General features: G+C 58.5%; 15 protein-coding genes. 6 read left to right on the forward strand and 9 right to left on the reverse strand.

Features of this window, described 5'->3' with window-relative positions; genetic code table 11:
* Window positions 1-11 precede the first annotated feature (11 nt).
* Genes surA through apaH form a run of 5 tightly spaced genes read left to right on the forward strand, consistent with a single transcriptional unit; the run spans window position 12 to window position 4,397 of the window.
* Window positions 12-1,307, forward strand: coding sequence for a peptidylprolyl isomerase SurA (surA, locus tag Q9R34_RS04525; protein WP_434126314.1), 1,296 nt, complete (start codon window positions 12-14; stop codon window positions 1,305-1,307).
* Window positions 1,297-2,289 carry a 4-hydroxythreonine-4-phosphate dehydrogenase PdxA gene (gene pdxA, locus Q9R34_RS04530; protein WP_434126316.1) on the forward strand — a complete coding sequence of 331 codons (993 nt, stop codon included), beginning with the start codon at window positions 1,297-1,299 and terminating at the stop codon, window positions 2,287-2,289. Before surA ends, pdxA begins: the two co-directional genes overlap by 11 nt.
* The gene (rsmA, locus tag Q9R34_RS04535; protein WP_434126317.1) at window positions 2,282-3,103 is read left to right on the forward strand and encodes a 16S rRNA (adenine(1518)-N(6)/adenine(1519)-N(6))-dimethyltransferase RsmA; all 822 of its coding nucleotides are present in this window, start codon (window positions 2,282-2,284) and stop codon (window positions 3,101-3,103) included. The genes pdxA and rsmA overlap by 8 nt, the downstream gene beginning before the upstream one ends.
* A 3-nt stretch (window positions 3,104-3,106) precedes the next feature.
* A complete protein-coding gene (apaG, locus tag Q9R34_RS04540) occupies window positions 3,107-3,484 on the forward strand; it encodes a Co2+/Mg2+ efflux protein ApaG (RefSeq protein ID WP_434126319.1) in 378 nt (125 codons plus the stop codon).
* A gap of 58 nt (window positions 3,485-3,542) precedes the next feature.
* Window positions 3,543-4,397: a bis(5'-nucleosyl)-tetraphosphatase (symmetrical) ApaH gene (gene apaH / locus Q9R34_RS04545; RefSeq protein WP_485892558.1), complete on the forward strand. Its 855-nt coding sequence runs from the start codon at window positions 3,543-3,545 to the stop codon at window positions 4,395-4,397.
* Window positions 4,398-4,617: 220 nt separating this feature from the next.
* On the opposite strand, the gene folA is transcribed toward apaH, so the two are convergent.
* Window positions 4,618-5,097 (reverse strand): type 3 dihydrofolate reductase, encoded by a 480-nt coding sequence (folA, locus tag Q9R34_RS04550; RefSeq protein WP_434126322.1) that lies wholly within the window; start codon window positions 5,095-5,097, stop codon window positions 4,618-4,620.
* 263 nt (window positions 5,098-5,360) lie between these two features.
* Here folA and Q9R34_RS04555 point away from each other — a divergent pair, with 263 nt between their 5' ends.
* The gene (locus Q9R34_RS04555; RefSeq protein WP_485892560.1) at window positions 5,361-5,738 is read left to right on the forward strand and encodes a DUF805 domain-containing protein; all 378 of its coding nucleotides are present in this window, start codon (window positions 5,361-5,363) and stop codon (window positions 5,736-5,738) included.
* Between the two features lie 38 nt (window positions 5,739-5,776).
* On the opposite strand, the gene Q9R34_RS04560 is transcribed toward Q9R34_RS04555, so the two are convergent.
* The 8 genes from Q9R34_RS04560 to ileS form a co-directional block, all read right to left on the reverse strand.
* Window positions 5,777-6,916 carry a porin gene (locus Q9R34_RS04560; protein WP_485892561.1) on the reverse strand — a complete coding sequence of 380 codons (1,140 nt, stop codon included), beginning with the start codon at window positions 6,914-6,916 and terminating at the stop codon, window positions 5,777-5,779.
* Between the two features lie 238 nt (window positions 6,917-7,154).
* The gene (gene carB, locus Q9R34_RS04565; RefSeq protein WP_434126327.1) at window positions 7,155-10,379 is read right to left on the reverse strand and encodes a carbamoyl-phosphate synthase large subunit; all 3,225 of its coding nucleotides are present in this window, start codon (window positions 10,377-10,379) and stop codon (window positions 7,155-7,157) included.
* Between the two features lie 14 nt (window positions 10,380-10,393).
* The gene (gene carA / locus Q9R34_RS04570; protein WP_434126329.1) at window positions 10,394-11,542 is read right to left on the reverse strand and encodes a glutamine-hydrolyzing carbamoyl-phosphate synthase small subunit; all 1,149 of its coding nucleotides are present in this window, start codon (window positions 11,540-11,542) and stop codon (window positions 10,394-10,396) included.
* 470 nt (window positions 11,543-12,012) lie between these two features.
* On the reverse strand, window positions 12,013-12,828 hold the full coding sequence (gene dapB / locus Q9R34_RS04575; RefSeq protein WP_485892562.1) for a 4-hydroxy-tetrahydrodipicolinate reductase: 816 nt from the start codon (window positions 12,826-12,828) through the stop codon (window positions 12,013-12,015).
* A gap of 215 nt (window positions 12,829-13,043) precedes the next feature.
* The gene (gene ispH, locus Q9R34_RS04580; protein ID WP_434126333.1) at window positions 13,044-13,997 is read right to left on the reverse strand and encodes a 4-hydroxy-3-methylbut-2-enyl diphosphate reductase; all 954 of its coding nucleotides are present in this window, start codon (window positions 13,995-13,997) and stop codon (window positions 13,044-13,046) included.
* Window positions 13,978-14,448, reverse strand: a complete 471-nt coding sequence (gene fkpB, locus Q9R34_RS04585; protein ID WP_434126335.1) for an FKBP-type peptidyl-prolyl cis-trans isomerase — start codon at window positions 14,446-14,448, stop codon at window positions 13,978-13,980. Before fkpB ends, ispH begins: the two co-directional genes overlap by 20 nt.
* Window positions 14,449-14,451: 3 nt before the next feature.
* A complete protein-coding gene (gene lspA, locus Q9R34_RS04590; protein WP_434126336.1) occupies window positions 14,452-14,955 on the reverse strand; it encodes a signal peptidase II in 504 nt (167 codons plus the stop codon).
* Window positions 14,955-17,774, reverse strand: a complete 2,820-nt coding sequence (gene ileS / locus Q9R34_RS04595; RefSeq protein WP_485892563.1) for an isoleucine--tRNA ligase — start codon at window positions 17,772-17,774, stop codon at window positions 14,955-14,957. Before ileS ends, lspA begins: the two co-directional genes overlap by 1 nt.
* Window positions 17,775-17,784 lie beyond the last annotated feature (10 nt).

Below are 17,784 nucleotides of genomic sequence, written 5' to 3' on the forward strand. Positions count from 1 at the left end.
ATGGAAAAAGTATGAAGAACTGGAGAATGCTGATTCTGGGTGTGGCGATAGCCGCCAACACCGCGTTCGCAGCACCACAAGTGGTTGATAAAGTCGCTGCCGTTGTGAATAACGGCGTCGTTCTGGAGAGTGACGTTGACAATATGCTGCGCACCGTAAAGGCGCAGGCGCAGCAGGCCGGACAGCAGCTGCCGGACGACAAGACGTTGCGTCATCAGATCCTTGAACGTCAGATCATGGACAACATCATCCTGCAGATGGGCGAAAAAGCGGGCCTGCAGATCAGCGATCAGCAACTCGACCAGGCGATCGGCAATATCGCCGCGCAGAACCGTATGAGCCTCGATCAGCTGCGCAGCCGCCTGGCCTACGACGGCGTCAACTACAGCGACTACCGCAGCCAGATCCGCAAAGAGATGCTGATTGCCGAAGTTCGTAACAATGAAGTGCGTCGTCGTGTCACCATCCTGCCGCAGGAAGTCGATACGCTGGCAACCCAGGTTGGCGCGCAAAACGCACAGGGCACCGAACTGAACGTCAGCCAGATTCTGCTGCCGCTGCCGGAAAACCCGACGCAGCAGCAGGTCGACGATCAGGAAGCGCTGGCTAAGCAGCTGGTTGGCGAACTGAAAGGCGGCGCGGATTTCGGCAAGCTGGCCGTGACCTACTCCGCCGATCCGCAGGCGCTGAAAGGCGGCAACATGGGCTGGGGCAAAATCGAAGAGCTGCCGACCCTGTTCGCGCAGGCGCTCTCCTCGGCGAAAAAAGGCGATATCGTCGGCCCAATCCGCTCCGGCGTCGGCTTTCATATCCTGAAGGTCAACGACCTGCGCGGCGAGAGCAAAAACATCTCCGTTACCGAAGTGCACGCGCGCCATATCCTGATCAAACCGTCGCCGATCCTGACCGATGAGCAGGCACGCGCGAAGCTGGAACAGATCGCTGCCGATATCCGCAGCGGTAAAACCAGCTTCGCGGCGGCAGCGAAACAGTTCTCCGACGACCCGGGCTCCGCCAATCAGGGCGGCGATCTGGGCTGGTCCTCACCGGAAGCCTTCGATCCGGCATTCCGCGACGCCCTGCTGCAGCTGCAGAAAGGCCAGACCAGCCAGCCGGTTCACTCCTCTTTCGGCTGGCACCTGATTCAGCTGCTGGATACCCGCCAGGTCGACAAGACCGACGCGGCGCAGAAAGAGCGTGCCTATCGCCTGCTGTTCAACCGCAAGTTTGCCGAAGAAGCGCAGACCTGGATGCAGGAACAGCGCGCCAGCGCCTACGTGAAAATCCTGGACGGCAATGCCCAGTAATTATCGCGTCGTTATTACGCCCGGCGAACCCGCCGGGATTGGCCCCGATCTCGCCATTCAGCTGGCTCAGCAAAGCTGGCCGGTTGAACTGGTGGTCTGCGCGTCGCCGCAGCTGCTGCTTGCGCGCGCCGCTCAGCTCGGCTTGCCGCTGACGCTGCGCGACTATCAGCCCGGTCTTGCGGCGCAGCCGCAGCAGGCCGGCTCGCTGACGATTCTGCCGATAGAGACCGCGCAGCCGGTCACGCCAGGCGAACTCCAGCCAGCCAACAGCGCCTATGTGCTGGCGACCCTGGCGCGCGCCTGCGACGGCTGCCTGAACGGCGAATTCGCCGCGCTGATCACCGGCCCGGTGCATAAAGGCGTGATTAACGATGCCGGCATTCCTTTTACCGGCCACACCGAATTCTTCGCCGACCGCGCCGGCGGTCATCGCGTCGTGATGATGCTGGCGACCGAAGAACTGCGCGTCGCGCTGGCGACCACGCATCTGCCGCTGAAAGATGTCTCTGCGGCGATTACCCACGCCAGCCTGCGCGAGGTCATTACCATCCTGCATCGCGATCTGCAGCAGAAGTTCGCCATCCCTCAGCCGCATATCTTTGTCTGCGGGCTCAATCCCCATGCAGGCGAGAGCGGCCATATGGGACGCGAAGAGATCGATACCATTATTCCGGCGCTCGACTCCCTGCGTGAACAGGGCATCCAGCTTACCGGGCCACTGCCGGCCGATACCCTTTTCCAGCCGAAATATCTGCAGCACGCCGATGCGGTGCTGGCGATGTATCACGATCAGGGTTTGCCGGTGCTAAAATTTCAGGGGTTTGGCCGCGCGGTGAATATCACCCTCGGCCTGCCCTTTATCCGTACCTCCGTCGACCACGGCACCGCGCTGGAGCTGGCCGGTCTGGGCCAGGCGGAGCCGGGCAGCTTTATTACGGCGCTTAACCTCGCCATCACTATGATCAAGAGCAGTAATGAATAATCGCGTCCATCAGGGGCACTACGCCCGTAAACGTTTCGGGCAGAACTTCCTGAACGATCAGTACATTATCGACAGCATTGTCTCCGCCATCCATCCGCAGCGCAGCGAAGCGCTGGTGGAAATCGGCCCTGGCCTCGGCGCGCTGACCGAACCGGTCGGCGAGCGCCTCGACGCCTTAACGGTGGTCGAGCTGGACCGCGATCTGGCCGCGCGTCTGCAGACGCATCCGTTCCTCGGTCCGAAGCTAACGATCTATCAGCAGGATGCGATGAGCTTCGATTTCGCCGCGCTGGCGAAAGAAAAAGGCCAGCCGCTGCGCGTCTTTGGCAACCTGCCCTACAATATTTCGACCCCGCTGATGTTTCACCTTTTCAGCTATACTGGTTCGATTAAAGATATGCACTTCATGCTGCAGAAAGAGGTGGTCAACCGCCTCGTCGCCGGGCCAGGCAGCAAAGCCTATGGCCGCCTCAGCGTGATGGCGCAATATTATTGTCAGGTTATCCCGGTACTTGAAGTGCCGCCGCACGCTTTTACACCGCCGCCGAAAGTGGATTCGGCAGTGGTGCGCCTGGTGCCGTTTGTGGAACCGCCGCATCCGGTCAGTGATATTCGCGTACTGAGCCGCATCACCACCGAAGCCTTCGGCAAGCGCCGCAAAACCCTGCGCAACAGCCTCGGCTATCTGTTCACCGCTGGCGCGCTGGAAGAGCTGGGCATTGATGCAGGACTACGCGCGGAAAACGTGTCGGTGGCGCAATACTGTCAGTTGGCCAACTGGCTGGCGACGCACAACGTTGAACCGCTGGAGTAACGCATGAGTGAATCGGCCCGGATGTCTGTTCAGGTACAAAGCCTCTATATCGCTTCTCAATCTTCACCGGAAGAGGAGCGCTTTGTCTTTGCCTATACCATTACCATCCGCAATCTGGGTCGAAACGCCGTACAGCTGCTGGGTCGCTACTGGCTCATCACTAACGGCAACGGGCGCGAAACCGAAGTTCAGGGCGAAGGCGTGGTCGGCGAGCAGCCCGTGATTGCACCCGGCAGCGAATTTCAGTACACCAGCGGCGCTGTTATCGAAACGCCGATGGGCACCATGCAGGGACACTATGTGATGCAGGATGAGGACGGGGAAACCTTCCACATCGACATCCCGGTGTTCCGCCTCGCCGTAGAAACCCATATACACTGATCTTTTCACCCTTCGCCCGGCTCTGCCGGGCGCGGTTTTTTATTGCGGATAATTCTCTATGAGCACATATCTGATTGGCGACGTTCACGGTTGTTACGATGAGCTGCGCGCTCTGCTGAAGCAGGTCGACTTTTCGCCTGAGCAGGATACGCTGTGGCTGACCGGCGATCTGGTCGCGCGCGGCCCCGATTCGCTTGAGGTGCTGCGCTATGTAAAATCGCTCGGCGAGAGCGTGCGTCTGGTGCTGGGCAATCATGATTTGCATTTGCTGGCGGTGTTCGCCGGCATCAGCCGCAACAAACCCAAGGATCGCCTGACGCCGCTGCTCGAAGCGAAGGACGCCGACGAACTGCTTAACTGGCTGCGCCGCCAGCCGCTGTTGCAGGTCGATGAAGAGAAGAAGCTGGTAATGGCGCACGCCGGCATCACGCCACAGTGGGATTTAGAGACGGCGCAGACTTGCGCGCGCGAGCTGGAGGCGGTGCTCTCCAGCGACAGCTACCCGCTGTTTCTGGATGCCATGTACGGTGACATGCCGAATAACTGGACGCCAGAGCTAAGTGGCCTGGCGCGCCTGCGCTTTTCCGCCAATGCCCTGACGCGCATGCGCCTCTGCTTCCCCAACGGCCAGCTTGATATGATTTGCAAAGAGGCGCCGGACTCCGCGCCGCCGCCGCTCAGGCCCTGGTTTACCATCCCTGGCAAGCTGCCTGACGACTACACGCAGGTGTTCGGCCACTGGGCCTCGCTGGAGGGCAAAGGCACGCCGCCCGGCGTGATCGGCCTGGATACCGGCTGCTGCTGGGGCGGCGTGCTGACGCTGCTGCACTGGGAAAGCCAGCGCTACTATACGCAGCCCTCCAGCCGTCAGTCGTCTATAACCGACAGCGTCCCGCCGCAGCAGTCCGCCTGAGAGAGGCGAAAAAGAAAACGCCTTGTCGTTAGACAAGGCGTGAAATAGTGCCGACGCGGTAGACCGGGCTCGATCGCAAAGTCGCTCAAGGCATCCATGCTCGCTCGGCCCATGCCATCCATGGCGCGGGACGCTTTGCTCTCCAAGCCCGGCCTACCGCTTGCAAACGTTTTAATCATTTGCCAAATGCCCTTCAACAAGGCGTTTTGCTGATTAACGCTTAGCGGCGATCGAGGATTTCGAAGCAGTAGCTGTGGGAGTTCTGCCCGTCGGCGTCGTGAAACTCGCTAAAGGTCGATTGCCATTCATCCGGTTCGTAATCCGGGAACTGCGTGTCCCCTTCTACCTCGGCGTCAATATGGGTGAGATAGAGACGATCGGCGCGCTTCAGCATCTGTTCGTAGATCCGCCCGCCGCCAATCACCATTATCTCCGGCACGTCACCGGCCGCTTTAATCGCCTCATCCAGCGAGGTCACCCAGGTGACGCCTTCCGTCGCGCCCGGTTGGCTGCTGACCACGATATTAAGGCGTCCTGGCAGCGGACGACCGATAGATTCAAAGGTCAGACGACCCATAATCACCGGCTTATTCAGGGTGTTACGTTTAAACCACGCCAAATCCGCAGGCAGGTTCCACGGCATGGCACCTTCCATACCAATGACGCGATCTGCTGCTAATGCCGCGATCAGACTAATCATGTTAAGAGACTCACAGATAAAAAATTCGCGCCATCATACGTAAAGGCGAAACTTTCGTCGATAGGGGGAAGAGTGTAATTACGTAAAGGGCTTATGCCACCGCATTTTTATTACTCAGCAGAGTTTTACACCGCTTTTTTTCTGTGCGGCACCCTAAGCCGCCAGATAAAATAGGTTACCTGGCACAAGGGCGGGAATAGCGCGTTTCACCTTGACCTGACAGGAACCGCTGCTCTGATTTGATTAAAAAAAGGACCCATAAAGTGAATCACTATCTGACGGTTTTGAAAATGTACGCGGTTGTTAACGGTCGCTGTCGTCGCAAAACGTTCTGGCTGTTTTTATTATTCAGCACGCTGATTTCGCTGGCCTGCAGCGCAGTCGATGAACTGCTCGGACTGAAAGTTTTTTCTGACCAGGGGCTGCTTTCGCTCATCTACTCCGTTGTCGTACTGATCCCCTCTGTCGCCGTCGGCGTACGTCGTCTGCACGACCTCGATCGCTCTGGCTGGTGGCTGCTGATTATGCTCATTCCGCTGCTGGGCACGCTGCTGCTGCTGATTTACTTCTGCCTGCGCGGCACGGTCGGCCCCAACCGATTTGGCCCCGATCCGCTTGATGACGCGGCACTGGCCCCCTGAAAAAACGGCTCCCTCGGGAGCCGCTATCTTTTTGACGATTAGAAATCGTAGCGCAGACGCACCAGGTTCATATCGCCCAGGTTGTCGGTGCTGGAGGTGAAGACGTGTTCGTAGTCGACGCGGAAACCGTAGTCGAGGAACAGCGTAACGCCCACGCCGTTGTCGATACGCTGGTAGTTACGGCCGTTCACATACTCCAGACGATCGCCCATTACGTAAGGCTGCACCGCTTTCAGACCGTACTGCTTGACCGGGATCTTGTAGCCAGCGAAGTATTCCAGGCCCCAGGCGTCATCAGCAAAATAGTCGTTAACGTTGCTGCGCTTAGTCAGCAGGAAGTTTTGATACCAGCCGCCGCCCGCGGAGAGCGTCCAGTTGCCCGGCTTCCAGCTTAGTGCAGTGCCGTAGATATTCTGGTTATAGTCGCCGCTGTCGCTATTACCCGGATTACGCATCTCCGCGCGGGTATAGTTCCACGCTGTGCCCCAGGTCAGGTCGTCGGTAATATGGTAATCCACGCCCAGTGAACCGCCGCCTTTACGCTTGTAGCGCAGGCCGTTGCCCGGCAGATATTCGTTGTCGCTGAACAGATAAGAGGCGTAGAGGTCGACCGCGCCAAAGGTATTTTTATACTTCAGCTGCTTGCGCGAACGGTAAGAGCCGTCGTAGTCGCCGCTGATGCCGTTGCCCGGCGCCTGGCCTTTCATGTCGTAATCCCAGATATCGGTTTTCGCGCCGACAACATCATAGAAAACGCTGTTCTGCTGGCCGAAATAGATTTCGCCCCAGGTTTTGCTTTTCAGGCCGGTATAGAGCTGGCGACGCGTGGTGTCGTTGGCGCCATCTTTATAGTGGTTATCCCAGTCGAATACGGCGGGAATATTAACGCCCACCTCGTAGTAGCTGGCCCAGCTAATATCGTCGAACAGATAATAGTCAGCGGCGAAGCGGAAGCGGGTGCCGCCGTCAAAGCCATTACGCTTGAAAGATTTATCGTTGACGCCGGTCTGGTGTTCGAACTGCGGGCGAATACTGCCGCCCACGGTGAAGTTCAGTCGGCTCAGCGGATCGCCCGCCTGCGGATCTTGTTTAAGCAGAGTAACTTCAGCCTGGCTGGCAATGGGCGCAGCCGCCATTAACGCAGCAATAGCGCTCAGTGTGAAAGCACGCATTTTCATTTTTTTATAAATCCCTGATTGGCCCGGAAGAATAGGCGGCGAGATATTACGTTGAGCAGACAGGCTTTCGCTTTATAAATTTGTGCGATTTTTACAGAGAATTATCGCAATAGCATTGTGCGCTAATCCTAAAGACAAATGCGCAAAACTTTAATCGTTTTTAGTTATTTATTATCAAAGCTGCTGATAAAAAAATAAAAAAAACGGCCCCGGAGGGCCGTTTAATTATGCACGGAAATTAACCGTTAATAAGCGCGTGCATTTCCTGTACGGAAATCACTTTTTCCGTTGGATCCGCATTCAGCGACATCGCCGTGGCGAAACCGCCGTTCAGCGTAGTGTCGTAGTGCACTTTATACTGCAACGCGCTGCGACGAATAACGCGCGAATCCTCAATCGCCTGACGACCGGCAGTGGTGTTGACGATATAGGTATATTCGCCGTTCTTCAGGCGATCCTGAATATGCGGGCGGCCTTCGTGCACCTTATTCACCAGACGCGGATTAATGCCCGCTTCGCCCAGCACCACGGCGGTACCGTGAGTGGCGTCCAGCTCAAAGCCAAACTTCAGCAGCTTGGCCGCCAGATCGACGATGCGCTTCTTATCGCCTTCGCGGACCGACAGCAGCGCGCGGCCGCTCTTCTTCATGTTGCTCTGGGCGCCCAGCATCGCCTTCGAGAAGGCTTCGGCAAAGGTACGGCCCACGCCCATCACTTCACCGGTGGAGCGCATTTCCGGGCCGAGAATGGGATCCACGCCCTGGAATTTGTTGAACGGCAGTACCACCTCTTTTACCGAGTAGTACGGCGGGATCACCTCTTTCGTGACGCCCTGCTCGGCCAGCGTTTTGCCCGCCATGACGCGCGCCGCGACTTTCGCCAGCGGCACGCCGGTGGCTTTAGAGACGAACGGCACGGTACGCGCCGCGCGTGGGTTGACCTCGATCAGGTAAACCTCGTTGTCCTTCACCGCGAACTGCACGTTCATCAGGCCGCGCACGTTGAGTTCGAACGCCAGGCGCTCGACCTGCTGACGCATCACGTTCTGAATCTCCTGGCTCAGCGTGTAGGCGGGCAGCGAACAGGCGGAGTCGCCCGAGTGGACGCCTGCCTGCTCGATGTGCTCCATGATGCCGCCAATCAGCACGCGCTCGCCGTCGCAGATCGCATCCACGTCCACCTCGACCGCGTCGTCCAGGAAGCGATCCAGCAGCACCGGCGCATCGTTGGAGACGGAGACGGCGGTCTGGAAGTAGCGCTTGAGGTCGATCTCGTCGTAGACGATCTCCATCGCGCGGCCGCCCAGCACATAAGAAGGACGCACCACCAGCGGATAGCCGAGGCTGGCCGCTTTCTCAACCGCCTGCTCCAGCGTGGTAACGGTGGCGTTAGCCGGCTGCTTCAGGTTCAGGCGATCGACCGCCTGCTGGAAGCGCTCGCGATCTTCGGCGCGGTCAATCGCGTCCGGGCTGGTGCCGATAACCGGCACGCCTGCGGCTTCCAGCGCGCGCGCCAGCTTCAGCGGCGTCTGCCCGCCGTACTGCACGATCACGCCTTTCGGCTGCTCGATGCGCACGATCTCCAGCACGTCTTCCAGCGTGACCGGCTCGAAGTAGAGACGATCAGAGGTGTCGTAGTCGGTAGAAACCGTTTCCGGGTTGCAGTTCACCATAATGGTTTCGAAACCATCTTCGCGCAGCGCCAGCGCGGCGTGCACGCAGCAGTAGTCAAACTCGATGCCCTGCCCGATGCGGTTTGGCCCGCCGCCCAGCACCATAATCTTGTCGCGATCCTGATTCGGGTTCGCCTCGCACTCCTCTTCATAGGTGGAGTACATATAGGCGGTATCGGTGGCGAACTCGGCGGCGCAGGTATCGACGCGCTTATAGACCGGATGCAGGTTGTACTGCTGACGCAGCTTGCGGATCTCCCCTTCTGAGACGCCTGCCAGCGCAGCCAGACGCGCATCGGCAAAGCCTTTACGCTTCAGCGCGCGCAGGAACGGCTGGCTCAGGCCGTTGACGCCCTCGCGTGCCACCTGCTCTTCCAGACGCACCAGCTCTTCAATCTGCACCAGGAACCAGCGATCGATATTGGTCAGGTTGAAGACGCCGTCGACCGACATGCCGGCGCGGAACGCATCGGCGATATACCAGATACGATCGGCGCCTGCATCTTTCAGCTCGCGGCGAATGCGGGTCAGCGCATCGGCATCGTCAAGATGCACTTTCGGGTCGAAGCCGGTAGCGCCGACTTCCAGACCGCGCAGCGCTTTCTGCATCGACTCCTGGAAGGTGCGGCCAATCGCCATTACCTCGCCGACCGATTTCATCTGGGTCGTCAGGCGGTCGTTCGCGCCGGCGAATTTCTCGAAGTTAAAGCGCGGGATTTTGGTCACGACATAGTCGATAGAGGGTTCAAACGACGCCGGCGTCAGGCCGCCTGTAATGTCGTTCATCAGCTCATCCAGCGTAAAGCCGACCGCCAGCTTAGCCGCCACTTTAGCGATGGGGAAGCCCGTCGCCTTAGAGGCGAGCGCCGAGGAGCGCGAGACGCGCGGGTTCATTTCGATAACGATCAGGCGGCCGTCTTTCGGGTTGACCGAGAACTGTACGTTGGAGCCACCGGTTTCCACACCGATTTCACGCAGCACTGCCAGCGAGGCGTTACGCATGATCTGATACTCTTTATCGGTCAGCGTCTGCGCTGGCGCGACGGTGATGGAGTCGCCGGTGTGAATGCCCATGGCGTCGAAGTTTTCGATAGAGCAGACGATGATGCAGTTGTCATTTTTGTCGCGCACCACCTCCATCTCATACTCTTTCCAGCCAATCAGCGACTCATCGATCAGCAGCTCGTTGGTCGGCGAGAGGTCGAGCCCGCGTTCGCAGATCTCTTCAAACTCTTCACGGTTATAGGCGATGCCGCCGCCGGTGCCGCCCATGGTGAACGAGGGACGAATAATGCATGGGAAGCCAACCTCTTCAGCCACGGCTAGCGCTTCTTCCATGGTATGGGCGATGCCTGAACGCGCCGTATCCAGTCCGATGCTTTTCATCGCCACGTCGAAGCGGCGGCGATCTTCTGCTTTATCGATGGCATCAGCCGTGGCGCCAATCATGGTGACGCCGAACTCTTCCAGCACGCCCTGACGCTCCAGCTCCAGCGCGCAGTTCAGCGCGGTCTGGCCGCCCATGGTCGGCAGCACCGCATCCGGGCGCTCTTTTTCAATAATTTTGCGTACCACTTCCCAGTGAATCGGCTCGATATAGGTCGCATCGGCCATCTCCGGGTCGGTCATAATGGTCGCCGGGTTGGAGTTAACCAGAATGACGCGATAGCCCTCTTCGCGCAGCGCCTTACACGCCTGCGCGCCAGAGTAGTCAAACTCACAGGCCTGGCCGATAACAATCGGGCCTGCGCCAAGGATCAGGATGGATTTTATATCTGTACGTTTCGGCATTTTCTGGCTCCTGATTACTTAGCTTTCGAACGGTAGGCTTCGATCAGCTCGATAAAGTGATCGAACAGCGGCGCGGCGTCGTGCGGGCCCGGGCTCGCTTCCGGATGTCCCTGGAAGCTGAACGCTGGTTTATCGGTGCGGTGAATGCCCTGCACCGTTTTGTCGAACAGCGAAATGTGCGTCACGCGCAGGTTCGCCGGCAGGCTGGCGTCATCGACGGCAAAGCCGTGGTTTTGCGCAGTGATCATGACGCAGTTGTTGTCGAGATCCTGCACAGGATGGTTGCCGCCGTGGTGGCCGAGCTTCATCTTCACCGTTTTCGCACCGCTCGCCAGCGCCAGCAGCTGGTGGCCGAGGCAGATGCCGAACACCGGAATTTCGGTTTCGAGGAAGGTTTTGATGGCGCTGATGGCGTAATCGCACGGCTCCGGGTCACCCGGTCCGTTAGAGAGGAAAATCCCGTCTGGATTAAGTTTCAGCACCTCTTCGGCAGGCGTCTGCGCCGGCACCACCGTCAGTCGACAGCCGCGGTCTACCAGCATGCGGAAAATATTGAATTTTACGCCGTAATCGTAGGCCACAACGTGATAGGGCAGCGCTTCCGCGCGCTTCGCCTGCGGCAGCCCCTCGTTCAGCGTCCAGGAGCCCTGCTGCCAGCTATAGGTCTCCGCCGTTGTGACTTCTTTCGCCAGATCCATCCCTTTCAGCCCTGGGAACGCCTGCGCTTTCTGCAGCGCCAGCGCCGCGTCGGGGTTGTCGCCCGCGATGATGCAGCCGTTTTGCGCCCCTTTTTCACGCAGCAGGCGCGTCAGCTTGCGGGTGTCGATATCGGCGATGCCCACCACATTATTGCGCTGCAGGTAAGCTGACAGGCTCTCTTCGCTGCGGAAGTTGCTGACAATCAGAGGCAGGTCGCGAATGACCAGGCCTTGCGCGTGAATTTGTGTGGATTCTGCGTCAGCGGCGTTGACGCCGACATTGCCGATATGGGGATAAGTGAGGGTGACGATCTGGCGGGAATAGGAGGGATCAGTGAGTATTTCTTGATAACCGGTCATTGACGTATTGAAAACGACTTCCCCCACTGCCGATCCCGTTGCCCCTATGGCCCGACCGTGGAATTGGGTTCCGTCTTCCAGAACCAAGAGCGCTGACTTAATCAAAACATCCTCCAGGGAATAAACAGTCACAATATTTGCATATTAATTCAAAATTTGGCCCTGAATCAAGGCAAAAACCGCCTGTGTGGTCGATTTTTGGCAAATTGCGCGCATTCTAATGATCGCTCTCAGGCTTGTCTACCCTGAAGCGTGATTTTTTAGTGTTTTTTGAGTCACTGGAGAGGAAACACAGCAATAAGTCGCAAAAAAGAGACATTAACGGTAAGAATAAACGGTTGCCTGAAAGAAATAAGATAAAACCGCGCTGAAGAGGCTACTATTTTTGACCAAATGGTCAAAAAAGCGCTTTTCTTAGCCATCCAGATAGAGAAAACATCTTTTTTTAAGCAACACGCACAACAAAAAGACAAAAACCCACATTTACAGGATAAAATTAAGGGCGATAATAGTATCGCCCTGCCCAATCAATATGTTAACGATTGAAATAACCACATCACGATGGTTCACAACATTCACAGCATTGATAAATCCAGCACGTCACGCATATCGTAAAGCCCAGGTTTCTTCTCTTTCAGCCACAATGCTGCCTTAACCGCGCCATTTGCGAAGGTCATGCGGCTTGAAGCCTTGTGGGTTATCTCAACGCGCTCGCCGATATCTGCAAACATCGCCGTATGCTCGCCGACGATGTCGCCCGCGCGCACCGTAGCAAAACCGATAGTCTGCGGCTTGCGCTCGCCGGTATGACCTTCACGCGCGTAGACGGCATGCTCCTTTAAGTCCCAGCTCATGGCATCGGCAATCGCTTCGCCCATCGCCAGCGCCGTGCCCGAAGGCGCATCGACCTTATGGCGATGGTGCGCTTCGACGATTTCGATATCGGCGTAGTCGCCCATGACCTTCGCCGTTTTCTCCAGCAGCTTGAGCACCAGATTCACGCCGACGCTAAAATTGGCGGCGAAGACAATGCCGATATCGGCGGCGGCAGCCTGAATCGCCGCTTTGCCCGCGTCATCGAAACCGGTCGTGCCGGTCACCATCGCCTTGTTGTATTCGCGGCACAGCGCCAGATAGTGCAGCGTGCCTTCAGGGCGAGTGAAATCCACCAGCACGTCAAAGTCATCCATCACGCTGCGTAAATCGTCGGCGATAATAACGCCGTTTTTTCCCAGTCCGGCCAGTTCGCCAGCGTCGCTGCCCGTCAGCGAGGATCCGGGGCGCACCAGCGCGGCGCCCAGCTCGACGCCCTCCGCCTGCTGCGTCGCCTCGATCAGATTGCGTCCCATGCGGCCTGACGCGCCTACGATGGCAATGCGGTAATTACTCATATTTATTCGTTCCTGATACAAAACTATGCATGCAAAGCGCAATCAGGTTAACGGTCAGTTAACAGACGCGCCACTACTAAACCGGGATAATTAGAATTTCAGGGTAGCGCTTACCGATTATCAGTAAAAGCAATTCCTTTGGCTGGCAATCACCCCTTTCGCCCATAAAAAAGGCCGACTATCGTCGGCCTCTCAGCAAGCTGTGAAATGCAGGGTTACTGCACGTTGCGCACGTCGACGCGCAGCTCTTTCGGCACTTCAAACACGATATTCTCTTCACGGCCGATGAGCTCGATGGCCGCTTCGCCGCCCAGCTCGCGCAGGCGCTGGATCACCTGCTGTACCAGGATGTCGGGCGCCGATGCGCCAGCTGTAACGCCGATGCACGCGATGCCTTTTACCCACTCTTCCTGGATGTCGTCCGCAGAGTCAATCAGTTTCGCCAGCTTGCCGGCGCGCTGTGCCAGCTCCGCCAGGCGATTGGAGTTGGAGGAGTTCTTCGAGCCAACTACCAGCACCACTTCCGCATCGCGCGCCAGCACGCGCACCGCTTCCTGCCGGTTGGTGGTGGCATAGCAGATATCGTCTTTACGCGGGCCAATAATTGCCGGAAAGCGCGCGCGCAGCGCATCGATCACGTCAGAGGTGTCATCGACCGACAGCGTGGTCTGCGTCATAAAGCAGAGATTGCTCTCATCCTTCACCTGCAGCTTAAAGACATCTTCCGGCGACTCCACCAGATACATGCCGCCGTTCGGGTTGCTGTACTGGCCCATGGTGCCTTCAACCTCCGGATGCCCGGCATGGCCGATCAGGATCGCTTCCACTCCTTTACGGCTGGCGCGCGCTACCTCCATATGGACTTTGGTCACCAGCGGACAGGTAGCGTCGAACAGCATGGTCAGGCTGCGCGCTTTCGCTTCGGCGCGTACCGCCTGCGATACGCCGTGCGCCGAGAAAATCAGAATGGCGTTATCCGGCACTTCGCTGATCTCTTCGATAAAGATCGCGCCGCGTTCGCGCAGGCTGTTCACCACGTAGCGGTTGTGTACCACTTCATGGCGCACATAGATTGGCGCGCCGTACATCTCCAGCGCGCGCTCGACAATGCTGATGGCGCGATCGACGCCGGCGCAGAAGCCGCGCGGGTTAGCCAGCAGGATTTGCATCGTTTGCCTCCAGTACCGGATTGACCTCCAGCACATCGATATCGAAGTGAACCTGATGACCGGCCAGCGGATGATTGAAATCGACGGTGATGGAATCCCCGGAAATTTCGCGGATCACACCGGGCATCTCGCTGCCGCCCATGCCGGTAAAGAGCATGATGGCGCCAACTTCCGGCTCGCCCGCATCAATAAAGTCGCGGCGCGAGAAGTACTGGATCAGATCCGGGCTGACGGCGCCAAACGCCGCTTCCGGTTCCAGCGTAAAAGCGTGCTTATCGCCCGCCTTGAGTCCCAGCAGCTCCTGCTCCAGCGCAGCGGAAAGGCTGCCGTCGCCCAGACGGAACAGCGCCGGTTTGCCGGACGCAGAGGTTGACTCCGCGACGGAGCCATCCTCAAGCTTCAGCGTGAAATGCAGCAGCACCGCGCTGTCGCGCTCTACAGAGACAGTCATGTCTTACCCTTGTTTTGCCTGTTTGCCGGAGGGGCTGAGAAAGCCCTCCAGCACCACTAACGCGGCGCCGATACAGATGCCGCAGTCAGCGATATTAAAGGTGGCGAAGTGCCAGTCACCGATATAGAAGTCGATAAAGTCGACAACGAATCCGTGATAAGCACGATCGAACAGGTTGCCCGCCGCGCCGCCGATAATCAGCGCGTAGGCGATATTAACGATTTTCTGGCTGGCGCGGCTGCGGTACATCATCACCAGCAGCGCCACCACGATAGCGATGGCGATGCCGGCGAAGAACCAGCGCTGCCAGCCGCCTTTATCCGCCAGGAAGCTGAACGCCGCGCCGTAGTTGTGCGCGTAGAACAGGTTGAGGAACGGCATCAGCGGCTGCGTTTCATGCAGCATCATGTTGTTCATCACCCACTGTTTGCTGGCGAAATCGACCAGGATCACCACCAGCACCAGCCATACCCAGCGTAAGCCGGTTGAGAGAATAGGTTTACGCATCAGGCAAATTTACGCTCTTCGCCGTTGCCGGCCAGGTTGGTGTAACAGCGTCCGCACACGGCAAGATGCTCCGCATTCTGGCCGACGTCCGTAGTGTAGTGCCAGCAGCGCGGGCATTTCTCGCCTTCCGCTTTATGCAGGGCGATTTTCAGACCTTTTACCAGCTCGCTCTGCTGCGCTTCGTCGCTCGCCAGCGCGTAATCCGCCACCGTCGCGCCTGAGGTCAGCAGCACAAAGCGCAGCTCGTCGCCCAGCGCCTGCAGCTTCTCCGCCAGTGCCGCATCGGCATAGAGCGTCACGGTCGCTTCCAGCGCGCCGCCGATACGCTTGTCGCTGCGCGCCTGCTCAATAACTTTATTGACTTCGCCGCGCACCTTCAGCAGCTCCGCCCAGTAGGCGTCGTTCAGCGCGTCGTCCTGCGACAGGCCGAACAGGCCGCTATACCACTCCTCGGTGAAGACATACTGCGCGCGTTTGCCCGGCAGATAGCCCCAGATTTCGTCGGCGGTAAAGGACATGATCGGCGCCATCCAGCGCACCAGCGCCTCGGCGATATGCCACAGCGCGGTCTGGCAGCTGCGGCGCGCCAGGCTGTCGCCCTTCGCGGTGTACTGGCGATCCTTGATGATATCCAGATAGAACGAGCCCATCTCGACCGAGCAGAACTGCATCAGGCGCTGGATAACCTCATGGAAATCGTAGTTGTCGTACGACGCGACGATATCCGCCTGCGCCGCCTGCGCGCGGCCGACCGCCCAGAGATCCACCACCACCATCTCTTCCGGCGCCACCATATCGGTTTCCGGGTTGAAGCCGTTGAGGTTCGCCAGCAGGAAGCGCGCGGTGTTGCGGATGCGACGATAGGCGTCGGCAGAGCGTTTCAGGATCTCGTCAGAGACCGCCATCTCGCCAGAGTAGTCGGTAGAGGCGACCCACAGACGCAGAATATCCGCGCCCAGTTTGTTCATCACGTCCTGCGGCGAAACGGTGTTGCCGATCGACTTGGACATCTTGCGGCCCTGACCATCCACGGTAAAGCCGTGGGTCAACACCTGACGATAAGGCGCTTTGCCCTTCATCGCGGTCGAGATCATCAGCGAAGACATAAACCAGCCGCGATGCTGGTCGGAGCCTTCCAGATACATATCGGCAGAGTGGCCGCCGAACTCCGGACGCGCGTCGACCACCGCATAGCTGGTGGAGCCGGAGTCGAACCAGACGTCCAGCGTGTCCGGCACTTTCACATAGCTGTCGGCGTCGTCGCCCATCAGATCGCGCGGATCGAGATCCCACCACGCCTGAATGCCGTCCTGCTCGACGCGCTGCGCGACTTTCTCCATCAGCGCCAGCGTATCGGGATGCAGCTGCTCGGTCTCTTTATGCACGAACAGCGCCATCGGCACGCCCCAGGTGCGCTGACGAGAGATGCACCAGTCCGGGCGATTGGCCACCATCGCTTCGATACGCGCCTGGCCCCAGTCCGGGATCCACTGCACGCCTTTGATCTCTTTCAGCGACTGCGCGCGCAGCCCTTTCTGATCCATGCTGATGAACCACTGCGGCGTGGCGCGGAAGATGATCGGCGTTTTGTGACGCCAGCAGTGCGGGTAGCTGTGCAGCAGTTTTTCCACATGCAGCAGCGCGCCCTTCTCTTTCAGCAGCTCGACGATCACGTCGTTGGCTTTGAAGACGTTCAGGCCGTCGAGGGTCGGATAGGTGCCCGGCAGATAGGTGCCGTCCGGGCCAACCGGGTTCGCCACTTCGATGCCATATTTCTGCCCGATAACATAGTCGTCCGGACCGTGGCCCGGCGCGGTGTGTACGGCACCGGTACCGGCTTCGAGCGTAACGTGCTCGCCCAACACCACCGGCGACTGAATGTTCACCAGGAAAGGATGCTGGAAGGTCAGACGCTCCAGCGCCGCGCCTTTGCATTCGCCCAGCACGATCCACTCGGCGACGCCAGCGCGCTTCAGCACGCTCTCGACCAGCTCTTTCGCGAGGATCAGAGCGCGACCATCGATCTGCACCAGCTGATAGTCGAACTCAGGGTGCAGCGAGATAGCGCGGTTGGCCGGCATGGTCCAGGGCGTCGTGGTCCAGATCACCAGCGAGATCGGGCCGTTGACCGGCGCGTCGCCGAACTGCGCACGCACCGCGTCGCGGTCTACCGCATTGAACATGACGTCGATAGAGGGCGACGTTTTGTCATAGTATTCGACTTCCGCTTCCGCCAGCGCCGAGCGGCAGTCCAGACACCAGTGCACCGGCTTGGCGCCTTTATGCAGATGACCGTTGCCGATGATTTTGCCCAGCGCGCGGATGATATTAGCTTCGGTCTGGAAGTTCATCGTCAGGTAGGGACGATCCCAGTCACCCAGCACGCCGAGACGGATAAAGTCCGCCTTCTGCCCTTCCACCTGCTCGGCGGCATATTTGCGGCACGCTTCGCGGAATTCAGCCGGCGTGACTTTCTCGCCCGGCTTGCCGATCATCTGCTCAACCTTATGCTCGATCGGCAGACCGTGACAGTCCCAGCCTGGCACATAAGGCGAATCGAAGCCCGCCATGCCTTTCGACTTAACGATAATGTCTTTCAGAATCTTGTTAACTGAGTGACCAATATGGATGCTGCCGTTGGCATAGGGAGGGCCGTCATGCAGGATAAAGGTTTTTTTCCCTTTTTTGGCTTCGCGGATGATGCCGTACAGGTTGTCATCATACCAGCGCTGCAGCATTCCCGGCTCGCGTTTGGCAAGGTCGCCACGCATCGGGAACCCCGTTTCGGGCAAATTCAGGGTAGATTTATAGTCACTCATCAGATTCTCG

This window comes from Enterobacter sp. BRE11, assembly GCF_031844285.1.
In the GTDB taxonomy this organism is placed as follows: domain Bacteria; phylum Pseudomonadota; class Gammaproteobacteria; order Enterobacterales; family Enterobacteriaceae; genus Pantoea.